This is a genomic window from Candidatus Devosia phytovorans (genome assembly GCA_029202405.1).
GTDB lineage: Bacteria > Pseudomonadota > Alphaproteobacteria > Rhizobiales > Devosiaceae > Devosia > Devosia phytovorans.
Genome location: CP119312.1, coordinates 3,138,815 through 3,151,105, shown reverse-complemented (window position 1 = coordinate 3,151,105; position 12,291 = coordinate 3,138,815). Strand labels below are relative to the sequence as shown.

Annotated in this window: 14 protein-coding genes; 10 read left to right on the top strand and 4 right to left on the bottom strand. The window is 62.9% G+C overall.

Annotated elements, in window-relative coordinates; genetic code table 11:
• Window positions 1–2: 2 nt before the first annotated feature.
• The 9 genes from P0Y65_15580 to P0Y65_15540 all read left to right on the top strand — a co-directional run bounded on the left by P0Y65_15580 (window position 3) and on the right by P0Y65_15540 (window position 7,013).
• Window positions 3–914: a LysR family transcriptional regulator gene (locus P0Y65_15580; GenBank protein WEK03603.1), complete on the top strand. Its 912-nt coding sequence runs from the start codon at window positions 3–5 to the stop codon at window positions 912–914.
• Window positions 915–993: 79 nt separating this feature from the next.
• Window positions 994–1,377 carry a hypothetical protein gene (locus tag P0Y65_15575; protein WEK03602.1) on the top strand — a complete coding sequence of 128 codons (384 nt, stop codon included), beginning with the start codon at window positions 994–996 and terminating at the stop codon, window positions 1,375–1,377.
• Window positions 1,378–1,428: 51 nt separating this feature from the next.
• Complete coding sequence (locus P0Y65_15570; GenBank protein WEK03601.1) at window positions 1,429–1,935, top strand: copper chaperone PCu(A)C; 507 nt, start codon at window positions 1,429–1,431, stop codon at window positions 1,933–1,935.
• Complete coding sequence (locus P0Y65_15565) at window positions 1,935–2,531, top strand: SCO family protein (GenBank protein WEK03600.1); 597 nt, start codon at window positions 1,935–1,937, stop codon at window positions 2,529–2,531. Before P0Y65_15570 ends, P0Y65_15565 begins: the two co-directional genes overlap by 1 nt.
• 159 nt (window positions 2,532–2,690) lie before the next feature.
• Window positions 2,691–3,608 carry an ABC transporter substrate-binding protein gene (locus P0Y65_15560; protein ID WEK03599.1) on the top strand — a complete coding sequence of 306 codons (918 nt, stop codon included), beginning with the start codon at window positions 2,691–2,693 and terminating at the stop codon, window positions 3,606–3,608.
• A 76-nt stretch (window positions 3,609–3,684) separates the two neighbouring features.
• A complete protein-coding gene (locus P0Y65_15555) occupies window positions 3,685–4,647 on the top strand; it encodes an ABC transporter permease (GenBank protein ID WEK03598.1) in 963 nt (320 codons plus the stop codon).
• Window positions 4,637–5,647, top strand: a complete 1,011-nt coding sequence (locus P0Y65_15550) for an iron chelate uptake ABC transporter family permease subunit (protein WEK03597.1) — start codon at window positions 4,637–4,639, stop codon at window positions 5,645–5,647. The genes P0Y65_15555 and P0Y65_15550 overlap by 11 nt, the downstream gene beginning before the upstream one ends.
• Window positions 5,644–6,402 carry an ABC transporter ATP-binding protein gene (locus P0Y65_15545; protein WEK03596.1) on the top strand — a complete coding sequence of 253 codons (759 nt, stop codon included), beginning with the start codon at window positions 5,644–5,646 and terminating at the stop codon, window positions 6,400–6,402. Before P0Y65_15550 ends, P0Y65_15545 begins: the two co-directional genes overlap by 4 nt.
• 212 nt (window positions 6,403–6,614) lie before the next feature.
• Complete coding sequence (locus tag P0Y65_15540; GenBank protein WEK03595.1) at window positions 6,615–7,013, top strand: VOC family protein; 399 nt, start codon at window positions 6,615–6,617, stop codon at window positions 7,011–7,013.
• On the opposite strand, the gene P0Y65_15535 is transcribed toward P0Y65_15540, so the two are convergent.
• On the bottom strand, window positions 7,010–7,399 hold the full coding sequence (locus P0Y65_15535) for a helix-turn-helix domain-containing protein (protein WEK06815.1): 390 nt from the start codon (window positions 7,397–7,399) through the stop codon (window positions 7,010–7,012). The genes P0Y65_15540 and P0Y65_15535 overlap by 4 nt on opposite strands.
• 127 nt (window positions 7,400–7,526) lie before the next feature.
• Between P0Y65_15535 and P0Y65_15530 the strand changes: the two genes are divergently transcribed.
• The gene (locus tag P0Y65_15530; protein ID WEK03594.1) at window positions 7,527–8,276 is read left to right on the top strand and encodes an SDR family NAD(P)-dependent oxidoreductase; all 750 of its coding nucleotides are present in this window, start codon (window positions 7,527–7,529) and stop codon (window positions 8,274–8,276) included.
• 176 nt (window positions 8,277–8,452) lie between these two features.
• Here the strand turns inward: P0Y65_15530 and P0Y65_15525 are convergent, their stop codons facing one another.
• Genes P0Y65_15525 through P0Y65_15515 form a run of 3 tightly spaced genes read right to left on the bottom strand, consistent with a single transcriptional unit; the run spans window position 8,453 to window position 12,217 of the window.
• Window positions 8,453–10,024: a hypothetical protein gene (locus P0Y65_15525; protein ID WEK03593.1), complete on the bottom strand. Its 1,572-nt coding sequence runs from the start codon at window positions 10,022–10,024 to the stop codon at window positions 8,453–8,455.
• 4 nt (window positions 10,025–10,028) lie between these two features.
• On the bottom strand, window positions 10,029–10,967 hold the full coding sequence (locus P0Y65_15520; protein WEK03592.1) for a DUF6384 family protein: 939 nt from the start codon (window positions 10,965–10,967) through the stop codon (window positions 10,029–10,031).
• A gap of 26 nt (window positions 10,968–10,993) precedes the next feature.
• Window positions 10,994–12,217 (bottom strand): cell surface protein, encoded by a 1,224-nt coding sequence (locus tag P0Y65_15515; protein WEK03591.1) that lies wholly within the window; start codon window positions 12,215–12,217, stop codon window positions 10,994–10,996.
• Between the last annotated feature and the right edge of the window lie 74 nt (window positions 12,218–12,291).

The following is a 12,291-nucleotide window of genomic DNA, read 5'->3' as shown; positions in this document are numbered from 1 at the left end:
ACATGGCACCTTTCGACAGCGTTACGGCGCGACTTATTCTTCTTTTGGCAGAAACCGGCTCGATCGGCCGCGCAGCCGAGCGCGAGGGCATTGCCTCGTCCGCCGTCAGCCGGCGCGTCTCCGATCTCGAAAGCCGGCTCGGCGTGGTCCTGTTCGATCGCTCGGCGCAAGGCGTCAAGCTCACCAGCGCCGGCGAAGCCTATGCCGAGGGTTGCCGCACCGTACTGCGGGCCATCGCCGATCTCGACGTGGTCATGGCCGATTTCGGCGCCGGCCTGCGTGGCAGCCTGCGCCTCGCCTGCACCAGCTCGGCGCTCACCGGACGCTTGCCCGAACTGCTCGCAAAATATGCGGCGAAACACGAGGGCATCAGTCTCGATATTCAGGAGATGGGCGCCGCCAAGGCGCTGCTGGCGCTCGACGAGGGCAGGGCGGATATCGCCATTGTCTCGGACAATTACGATTTCACCCGTTTCGAGATCAAACCCTTCGAAGATGACCGCATCTGGGTGCTCGCTCCGCCTGATCACCCGCTCGCCGCCAGCATAGAGCCGCGCAAGAACATCGCCTTCACCCAGGTCATCGACCATTCCATGGTCGGCGTGCATCAGGTCGGCTCGCTCAATCGCCTGCTCGGCGAAGCTGCGGAGCAGGCCGGCAAGCCGCTGATCGAAAACCTGCGCGTCGAAAGCTTCCCAGCGCTCGTCCGCATGGTCGAAGCGGGCTTTGGCATCGGCTTCCTGCGCTCGACGAGCCTGCATCTCCTCGCCGGCACCGATCTTGTCTGCGCCCCGCTCGGCGAGCCATGGGCTCTGCGCCAGCTGCTTGTCGCCCGGCGCAAGACCAGCCCGCTGTCGGCCGCCATGAAGAGTTTTATCGCGCTGTGCAGCGAAACCTACGCGCCCAGCGTCTAGCGCGCTTTCAACAAAGTGGTTCCACCCGCGACAAACACGGCCATTGAGCGCTTGCTGAAAGCCTTCTAGAACACACGCCATGCTCACGACGCGCAACATCGGCAAAGAGATCGGGACGGCCCTGGCCGTGCTCGCCATCTATTTGCTGACCATGCTGATGCCGCTGCATCAGGCGCGTGCCAGCCAGCTCGCCTTCGAGGAACTGGGCTATTCGACCACTACCGTCGGCTGGGTCCTCTGTACCCCCGGCCTGTCCACGGGCGAGGACAGCGACATCACCGTCGCCAAATGCCCGGCTACCGGCATCGGCAAGCATGAACTGACACTGCCCGCGCTCGATCGCCTGCCGCTCGGTCTCGATCGCATCGCTTTGGCCGCAGCGCCTGTCCTCGTGGTGCCTGCCTTCCTGCCCGCGCCATCCGCGCCCCCATCCGGTTCACGCGCCCCTCCGGCTCTGGTCTGACGCCTGGCCTCTGGCCCCAGACCAATTCCCCAAAGAACCGGAAATCTCATCATGATCCGTCAGCTTCGCGCCGCCGTAGTGGCCGCTCTTCTCATTGCTACCCCCGCCTTCGCCCACAATGGCGTCATCCATCTTGGCGACATCGACATCTCGCTTCCCTTCACCCGCGCCACCCTGCCCAATGCCCCGGTCGGCGGCGGCTTCCTCACCATCAAGAACAACGGCACCGAAGACGACCGCCTCGTCTCGGCAACCTCTGATGTCGCAGGCGATACCCAGATCCATGAAATGGCCATGGAAGGCGACGTCATGAAAATGCGCGAGCTGCCCGATGGCCTCGTCATTCCTGCCGGCGAAAGCGTGACGCTCGAACCGGGTGGCTTCCACATCATGTTCATGGGCCTCAACCAGGCCTTCGTTGAAGGCGAGACCGTCACCGTCACGCTGACCTTTGAAAAGGCCGGCACCGTCGAAGTGCCGCTTCCAGTCCAGTCTCCATCGGCCGATAGCGCACCAGTTATGGATCATGGCGACCACGGCGCCGAAGGGTCGCATTGATGGCCAATCTTGCGCGCATCCGCATGATCCTGTGGGGTCTGGTGGGCGTTGCGGCGGTCGGCGCTATCGGGCTTTATGCCTATAGCGCCACCTCCCGCACCGCCGAAGCGGCCGGTCTCGGCCATGGCGATTACCAGTTGGCCACGGTTACCGGCGAACCTTTCAATCGCCAAAGCTTCGACGGCAATCCGTCGCTCCTTTTCTTCGGCTTCACCCATTGCCCCGAAGTCTGCCCGACTTCGCTGGCCGAAATCGCGTCCTGGTATGAGGCACTCGGCGACGAGGCCAGCGACCTCAAGGCCTATTTCGTGACCGTCGATCCCGAGCGAGACACCCCCGCGGTGCTGGAGGATTACGTGTCCTGGACCGGCCATGTTACGGGTCTTGTCGGTACGCCCGAAGAGACCGAAAAGGCGACCAGGGCCTGGGCCGTCTATGCTGCCAAGGTGTCGCTGGACGACGGCAGCTACACCATGGATCACACCGCCTCGGTCTTCCTGCTCGACAAGGAGGGCGAGTTCTCCGGCACGATTGCCTATCGCGAAGACAGCGCCACAGCTTTGGGTAAATTGCGCAACCTGCTCAGTAAATCCTAGGATGCATGCCCGGTCCGATTAAATCCGGATCGGGCACTTTTAATCTGATCGACTGCGTCAACTTATCTTTTGACTCACCCAGGTCACCCCGCTACCAAACCAGACAAGCGTCATCAGCTTTGATCACGCTCCCTTTCATCACTCTGGATTGGAAGCCTCATGAAGCACACCTCCACCATCCTCGCGGCCGCATTTGCCGGTGCCCTCAGCATGACGAGCCTCGCCATGGCGCAGGAAACCGTCATCACGCATGATCAGGGTGAAACCACGATCACCGGCGTTCCGTCCAAGGTTCTGGTGTCCGATTGGGCCGCTTTCGACAACCTGACCGCGCTCGGCGTTCCGGTTGCCGGCGTGCCCGGCTCCAATGCTCCCGCCTATCTCGCCGACGACGTCGCCGCCGACGCCCTCAAGATTGGCTCGCTTCAGGAGCCCGACTTCGAAGGTATCGCTGCCGCAGAAGCCGATCTCTATATCGTCGCCTCGCGCTCGCGCACCGCTTACCCCACCGCTTCGGAAATCCTGCCGACCCTCGACATGTCGGTCGACAATGCGGCCCTGATCGCCGGCGTTGAAGAAAAGCTGACCCAGTACGGCGAGATCTTCGGCAAGCAGGCTGAAGCCGCTGAGCTGATCGCCAACCTCGATGCCAAGGTCGCCGAAGTCAAAGCCGCGGCCGAAGGCAAGGGTTCGGCCCTGGTGCTCGTGACCAATGCCGGCAATGTCGGCGTCTATGGCCCGGAAAGCCGCGTCTCCTGGATCCACAATGAAATCGGCATCCCGTCCGCCATGGACAATGTCGAAGACGGCGATCACGGTGGTGACACCGTTTCCTTCGAATTCATCCTTGAAGCCAATCCAGAATGGCTCTTCGTCGTCGACCGCGATGCCGGCGTCGGCGCCGGTGGCAATGAAGCCGCTGCCGCGCTGCTGGACAACGAGCTGGTCAACCAGACCACCGCTGCCAAGGAAGGCCACATCGTCTATCTCGATGCCCAGCCTGCCTATATCACCATGCATGGCTACTCGGGCCTGATGCTGCTGCTCGACCAGGTTCTGGCCGGCCTCAACGCCTGATCTCTCCTGGAACAGAACTCCCGGCCCGGCGATCCATCATCGCCGGGCCTTTTGACTTTAATGCGGAGGTGAGCCCGTGCGGCTGCTTGCAGGAGCCATAGTGCTGACGATCATCCTGGCGATCGCCAGCCTGTTCGTTGGCGTCAGCGATGTGTCGCTCGGGGCGCTGCTCTCGACCAGCGCCGAAGACCGCCCCATGCAGGTGCTGCTGATCAGCCGCATCCCACGCACCCTCGCCATCATCCTCGCCGGCTCGTCCATGGCCATTGCCGGCCTCGTCATGCAGGTGGTGGTGCGCAATCGCTTCGTCGAACCTTCGACCGCCGGCACCACCGAATCCGCCAGCCTCGGCTTCCTCGTCGCCACCATTTTCGTGCCCGGCTGGCCGCTGATGGGCAAGATGCTCATCGCCGCCGGTTTTGCCCTGGCCGGCACCGCCCTGTTCCTCCGCATCCTGCGCGCCGTGCCGCTGCGCGATGTCATGCTGGTGCCCCTCGTCGGCATCATGCTCGGCGGCATCATCGGCGCCGTCACCACCTTCTTTGCCTATCGCATGGAGCTGCTCGCCACCCTGCTCGCCTGGAACATGGGCGACTTCTCCGGCATCCTGCGCGGCCGCTATGAACTGCTCTGGATTGGCCTCGGCTGCGGCGTGCTTGCCTATATTGCCGCCGACCGCTTCACCGTCGCTGGCATGGGCAAGGATTTCACCACCAACCTCGGCCTCAACTACCAACGCGTCATGGTCATGGGCCTCGTCATCGTCTCGCTGGTCAGCGCCGTGGTCCTGGTCACCGCTGGCTCCATCCCCTTCCTGGGCCTCATCGTGCCCAATCTCGTGAGCCTCATGGTCGGCGACAACATGCGCCGCACCGTGCCCTGGGTCGCCGTCATGGGGGCCGGCTTCGTGCTCGCCTGCGACATCCTCGGCCGCGTTGTGCGCGCACCCTATGAAATCCCGATTTCCGTCGTGGTCGGCGTCATCGGCAGCATGATCTTCCTCTATCTCCTGCTGAGGACGCGCCGCCATGCAGCCTGATCCCGCAGTCGCCTTGGTGCCGGCGCCATCCATCCGCAAGATCGCCGGCCTGTCGCGCCCGGTCCTCGCGTTGACCATCCTGGCCCTGCTCGCGCTGATCTCGGTGGTCTGCTTCATGACGCTGGGCGCCAAGGGCAGCTGGAGCTTCATTATCCCCTTCCGTGGCCGCAAGCTGCTGGCCCTCGCGCTGGTCGCCTATTCGGTCGCCGTCTCCACCGTGCTGTTCCAGACCGTCACCAACAACCGCATCCTCACCCCCTCCATCATGGGCTTCGATGCGCTCTATGTGCTGATCCAGACTTCCATCGTCTTCTTCCTCGGTGTCGGCGCCCTGGGCACGCTCGATGTCAACATGCAGTTCGGCGTCGAGGTCTTGGTCATGGTGGCCTTCTCGGGCCTGCTGTTCCGCTGGCTCTTCGTCGGCGAAGACCGCAGCCTTCACCTGCTTGTCCTCGTCGGCATCGTCTTCGGCATCCTGTTCCGCAGCCTCAGCCAGTTCATGCAGCGCATGCTCGATCCCAATGCCTTCAGCGTGCTGCAGGACACGTTCTTTGCCAGCTTCGCCACGGTCGACACTTCGCTGCTGCTGGTCTCCTCGATCATTGTCGGCGTCGTCAGCCTCGTCGCCTGGCGCCTCGGCCATACCTATGACGTGCTCTCGCTCGGGCGCGCCCAGGCCATAAACCTTGGCGTCGACTACAAGCGCACAGTGGTCATCATCCTGATGCTGGTCTCCGTCCTCGTCGCCGTCTCGACGGCGCTGGTCGGTCCCATCACCTTCTTCGGCCTGCTTGTCGCCAGCCTGGCCCATTCGCTAGTCGGCACCAGCCGTCACCGCTATGTCCTGCCCGCCGCCGTGCTCCTCGCCATCACCTGCCTCGTTGGTGGCCAGACCGTCCTCGAGCGTATCTTCGCCTTCGATACCGCCCTCTCGATCATCATCGAATTCCTCGGCGGCATCGTCTTCATCATTCTCGTTCTGCGGAGGGCCGCGCGATGATCATCGCCGATGGCGTCACCAAGAATTATGGCTCCTCCTGTGTGGTCGATGGCGTCTCCGTCACCCTCCCGGCGGGCGGCATCACCTCCATCATCGGCCCCAATGGCGCCGGCAAGTCGACCTTCCTCTCCATGGTCAGCCGCCTCATGTCCATGGATAGGGGCACAGTGACGATCGATGGCCTCGACGTCACCAGGGCACCCAGCGACGTGCTGGCCAAGCGCCTCTCCATCCTGCGCCAGGACAATCACATGACCGCGCGCCTCACCGTGCGCGACCTTGTCAGCTTCGGCCGCTATCCCTATTCCAAAGGCCGGCTGACCGTCGAAGACAAGACCCACATTGACCAGGCCATCGGCTACCTCAATCTCACTGAGCTGGCCGAGCGTTTCCTCGACGAGCTCTCCGGTGGCCAGCGCCAGCGCGCCTTCGTTGCCATGGTGCTCTGCCAGGACACCGACTATGTCCTGCTCGACGAGCCGCTCAACAATCTCGACATGAAACATGCCATGGGCATGATGAAGCTGTTGCGCCGCGCCGCCAACGAGCTGGGCAAGACCGTTGTGCTGGTCCTGCACGACATCAACTTTGCCTCCTGGTATTCCGACTACATCGTCGCCATGAAAGACGGCAAGGTCGCCGCCAAGGGCACGGTGCGCGAGCTGGTCGACCCCAAGGTGCTGGGCGAAATCTACGAAATGGACATCAAGGTCCACGAAATCGGCGGCCAGCTGATTTCGGTCTATTACGGGTGAAGGATTGCCGTTTGCTTGAAAGCGGATACCCCCTCCTAACCTCCCCCTCATAGGGGGAGGGACTGATCGAGTTCTTGACGAGGTATTGCCTCAACCACTGGCCGAATCCCTCCCCCTTTTCAGGGGGAGGTTAGGTGGGGGTACTCTTTCTTCATGGGGGTGACCTACGCCTGCGACCTGTCTAGGGTGCGCCCATTATAAGGAGCCCACCCATGAAGCCGTCCATTTCAATCATCACCATCGGCGTCGACGATCTGGAACGGGCCTTCACCTTCTATCGCAACCTGTTCGACATCGAGGACGAACAGATCGCGGCCGGAGAGGACCACGTCGCCTTCTTCTTCCCTAATGACTTTTCCTTCGTGCTCTTCCCGCGTGAACAGATCGCCCAGACTGCCAACAAGGAAGTCGTGATCGCCGGTACGCCTGGTTTCGTGCTGAGCCACCAAGCCACCAGTCCCGCCGATGTCGATGATATCCTGCACAAGGTCGTCGCGCTCGGCGGCGCCATCATTACCGACGGCACCCAGTCCGAATGGGGCTATTCGGCCTATTTCGAAGACAGCGAAGGCAATGTCTGGGAACTGATGGCCCAGCCTGCCGCAAACTAATTTTTCTTTGCCGCAAACGCCTTGCGGCTTGCCTCGATCTGGCTGTGGTATTTTTCCGCCCATAGCCAGACATCGCAAAAGGCCGCGCCCAGCGTTTTGCCAATCTCGGTCAGGCTATAGTCGACATGCGGCGGGATGACGGGATGCACCACGCGCTGCACCAGCCCGTCCTCTTCCATCTGTCGCAGTGTCTTGGTCAGCATCTTCTGGCTGATATCGCCGACCTTGCGTCCCACATCGCTGAACCGCAGCGTGCCGTGATCCGTCAGCGCCTCGAGGATCAGCATGGTCCACTTGTCCGCCACCTTGCCGATGATATCGCGCACCAGCACATCAAGCACCGGGTCCACTGGTCGCGGACCATGCTTGTCGTCCCATTCAAAAATCTTTGGCGCGGAAACGACCGAATTCACTGACACTCTCCGTTGGGTATGTATCGCTCCATGGAGCGCCTACTTTCATCTGGAGAGTGTAGGGCATATGTCTTGCCCATACAAGACGCAGGAGATTTTCATGCAGACGACAGGCAATACCATCCTCATCACTGGCGGCGGCTCCGGCATCGGCCGCGGCCTCGCCGAAGCCTTCCACGCCCAGGGCAATCAGGTCATCATCTCTGGCCGCCGCCAGTCCGCGCTCGACGAAGTGGTTGCTGCCAATCCTGGCATGGCCGCTTTCACCGTCGACATGACCGATCCGGCCAGCATTCTCGATCTCGCGGCCAAGGTCATCGCTGGCTATCCGGCGCTCGATGCCGTGATCCACAACGCCGGCATCATGGTCAATGAGGACGTCCTGGCCGGCACCTTCCTGCCAACCGCCGAGGACACCATCGCCACCAACCTGCTTGGGCCGATCCGTCTGACCGCAGCCCTCCTGCCGCACCTTCAGGCCCAGCCCAAGGCGACCGTCCTCACCGTCTCGTCGGGTCTCGCCTTCGTGCCCAAGGCGGAAACCCCGACCTATAGCGCCACTAAGGCCGCCATCCACTCCTGGACGCAGTCGCTGCGCCATCAGCTACGCAACATCGCGATTGAAGTGCTCGAAATTGCCCCGCCCTATGTGCAGACCTACCTGCAGGGCGAGCATCAGGCCAATGACCCCAATGCCATGCCGCTGGCCGAATACCTGACCGAGACCATGCAACTGCTGGCCGGCGAGCCCGAGAATGGTGAGGTGCTGGTGCAGCGCGTCCACCGCCAGCGCTTCGCCGAACAGACCGGCAATGCCAAGGCCGTCTTCGGCTTCATCAACCCGGCTTGAGGCTGGCTTGCGCCGAATGAGCCACACCCACGGTGTCACCCCGGCCTTGAGCCGGGGCCCATCCCGAGTTCATGCCGCGTCCGCGAGGTCGCTCATCCGAACCACCTTGCACCAGCTCACACATCTCAAGATGGATCCCGGCTCAAGGCCGGGATGACATCGAGTAGGGTGCAAAATCAGAAACCACCACCGGTCTTGAAGCCGCCACCGCCGCCGCCGGTGCCACCGCTGCGACGCGTGCCGGACGACCCCGTGCGCGGCCGCGAAAAGCCGCCGCTCGAGCCGCCGCCCCAGCCGCCACCAAAGCCGCCCGAACGCGGCTTGGATTTGCCGCCACTGCCGCCGCCGCCAAAGCTCGAATCCGGCCAGTTCATCGTGCTGCCGCCGCCTTCTGGCCAGGGTGAATTGCTGCGCCGCCGGCCATTGTTGGGCAGGCCTACGCCACCACCCCAGTCCGAGGTGCCGGCGCTCCAGTTCTGGCTGCGCCGCCACTGGTCCCAATAGCTCGCCGCCGAAATCCCCCCGCGCAGGAAGTCGTTGAGCACATCGCCCACCAGCTTGTCGTCGCGGAATGTCGAGCGCGGATCATCGAACCGCTGCTTCTTGAATTCCCACTGGATGTCTTCCAGCTCCCGCCGCCGCGCGGCGAGCGTCTTGAGCCGCTCGTTGAGCTCGCGCGTCTCGCTGGTTTCTTCCTTGGACCGGGCCCTCGCTTCGTCGATCTGGGCGACGATCGTATCGTCCTGCCCCGTCCGCGTCCGGCGAGCCTCGGCCAGCAGCGTCTGGATATCCTCGCGGCCAAGTGCCGTCGCCAACTCGCCCAGCGCATCCTGAAACGCCGGATTGCCGCCCTGCGACAATTGCCCCAGCGCCTTGGATGCCTCGTCGCGCCGGTCTTCGGTGGCGACAATCTCACTGTCCAGTGCATCGATGCGCTGCTGCGTCGTTTCCATTGCCTCGCGCATGGGCTTGCCGCCAGCCGTATCGATGGCCCGCGTTTCGAGCGCGTCGACCTCGTCCTCGGCCTTCCGCGCATTCTCGAACTGCCGCTCGGCATGCTCGCGCAGCCGCAGCGGAATCTCGTTGAGCATGGCAAAATTGGGCCGCGCCTTGGCAAAGCCGACAAGGTCCGCCACCTTGCTGTCGAAGAAGCGGATCAGGTTGTTGGCGCGATAGCTGGCGGTGCCATAGCCGGCCTCCCACAGGTACATGAACAGCACATCGTCGCGATAGGGCTTGCCCTTCTGCTCGCGGTCCGCTTCTGCCTGCTCGGTCTTGCGCATCGACTGCGCCGCCACTTCCGCCAATTCGCTCGCGGCCTGCCGCTTGCCGACAAATTCGGGATCACGCGCGATTGATGGCCCCAGCCTGGTCGCCAGCGCCTTGAGCTGGCTCTGATGCCCTTCGAATGCCTTGAGCGCTTCGGTGCGATCGCTGGTCAGTCCCACCAGCGCTGCGTCGATGTCACCGACATCCTTTTCCGCCTTGCTCAGGTCCTTGGTGTGGGCCTTGAGCATGTCGCGCGCCTTGGCCTCGGCCGTCGAAATGCGCCCGTCGAGCTCGCCCTGTACCGCAGGGTCGAGCCTCAACTGCGCCAACTGGCGGAACAACTCGGCTTCCGTCTCGCGAATCTTGCCCAGCTTTTCGGCCGAACGCGCCAGGCGCTTGGAAATGTCCTCTTCCTCGCGACGGATGTCACGCATCGCCTCGTCCAGGCTCGCCAGCGCTTCGGGTCCGCGAATGCTCATCTGCCTACCACTGCGTTACGGCGCCGCCGAGAACCGGCACGCCATATTCCACGACGAGGAAACCCTCGGACTTCCGGCCGATCTCATTGGCCTGGATGATGCCGTCGTCGGCCTTGTCGGCCGCGATACTGTCATAGACGCTCTCCGGAACACGCAGGCCCCACGTGCTGACGGTTTCCGTCGTATTGTTCTCTTCGTTGAGAATTGGCATTTCCAGCGCATTGCCATCGGCGTCGATCGCCTCGACGACGATATAGAAATTGGTCGCGTCGACATTGTTCGGCGGCGTGCGCCAGAAGCCCGATTGCTCGTCGGGTCGGCTGACCACGCGCAGCGAATAGTGCTGGCGCAAGGTGTCGCGCAGCGCCGTCAGATCGGTCACCGCGCGTTCGGCCGCCACGGCATTGCCTTCGGCCGCATAGGCCTTGCCGCGGGTGCGCAGTGCCTCGGCCTGCATCACGGCGCGCTGCACCTTGGTTTCGTCGAAGACTGTCTGGTAGAGCGCATCGAGCTGGGCCGGCACGCCCTCGCTGAGCTCGATCCGCGCCGCCTCTGCCTGGCCGCGCTGATAGGGCTGGTAGACGCCGAAATACCCCACCAACACCACGACCAGCGCCGCCGCAGCCGCGCCGACCGGCTTGCCCCAGCGTTTCCGTCCGACATAGAGCCGCGCCAGCGTGGTGCCGAAGCCCGGCTTGGGCGGATCATAGACGAAGCGGCTCTCCTGCAGCGCCGCCACGCCTTCCTTGAGGATATGGTCGGGAACCTCGATGCCCTGCTGGTGATAGATATCGCGCAGCTTGTCGATGAGCTGCCGCTCCTTGGCATCAGTGCCAAGTTCGCGCACGGCGAGGTCCTGCCGGTGGCGCAGCGTGTCGACCACGTCCATGGCCAGCATGACTTCATCCAGGGGTGCAGCGGCTTTCGCCGTCACGTCGCTCATCGAGGCACTCACCCGACCTTGCTGTCCTATTTCCCGGTTTCGAGCAGCAACGCATTGCCGTCGGCGGCAAGGGCTGCCAGACGTCGCTTGCCATCTTCCACGGCATCGCGGATTTCAGCCGAATTCTTGGTCGAGGCCACGCGCATCTCGTTAATGATCGTGCGGCTCTTCTCCTGGAAGTTGACCACCGAATCCACCAGCTTCTTGACCGCATCGGCGCGCACCGTGGGCCCGTAACCCGCGCGCACCGCCTCTTCCTGCACCTTGTCGCCAATTTCGGAGAGGGTCTCGAGCGACTTGCTCATCCCCTCCTTCATCGCATTCAGCGTCTCGGTCGATTCATGCAGACCAAACATGCCGGTGAACGAGGCCGACAGCGCCGTCAGCACGGTCTCATTGGTCGAAAAGAACGAGATCGACTGCTGGTAGACGCGTTCCTTGGCATTGGTCGTCTGCATCAGCCGCGCCATCACCACTTCGCTCGTATTGTAGGAAATGGTCAGGTTGTCCGAGAGGTCCTTGGCGATCTGGTAGCGCTTTTCCTCGTTCTGCATGTCACGCAGCTTCTCGTCGCGATCCATTTCGAGCCGCGCCCGGTCAGCCGGCACCGTGCCGGCATAGCCCGACACTGCAGCCGAAGCGGTTTCGAGAATGGTCTTCTTCTCGCCCAGGCGCTTTTCGGCGACCTCCAGCACTTCGAGCGCCATCACTTCGGCCTGTTTCAGCGCGCCGCGGAAATCGCGATAGGCTTCGAGGATCGTGTGCTCGCGATCGATCTGATCCTTGGTGTCCTTGGTCACGGCGAGGTAAGTGTCGCGGATCTTGTTGAAGCGCGTGGCGATATCGCCACGGGAAACCTTCATCCACACATTGCTGGCGCGTTCCAGCAGGTCCAGCTTGTTGTCACTGAGCTGGTCGACCATGCCCTTGGCATCGTCGCGGATGGAATCAAAACCCTTGGTGATTTCTTCGTAGCGCTCGCCGATCTTCATCGCGGCGATCTGCTCGCGCACCACCTCGTTGAACGCCGAGGCTTGGCTCAGCGTCCGGCCGATCAGCACCACGCGGGTTTCATCGAGTTCGGTGATCTGGCTGAGCAGCCCGGTGATCGGCTGCTCGCCTTGGCTCTCGGGCCACACACCTAGGTCGCGGATGGCGTTGACGGCCTTGTCCAGATACTGCAGCGGCTTTTCCGTGATGGCCACGGGCGCTACCTGCGTCTGCGTTGCGGTGGTGACACTGTCAGTCATTCTTCGCTCCCCGTAAGCCCGCCCCGGGCCGAATGCGCTATAGATTGCTGCTCATGCCCACGGTTACAATTGCA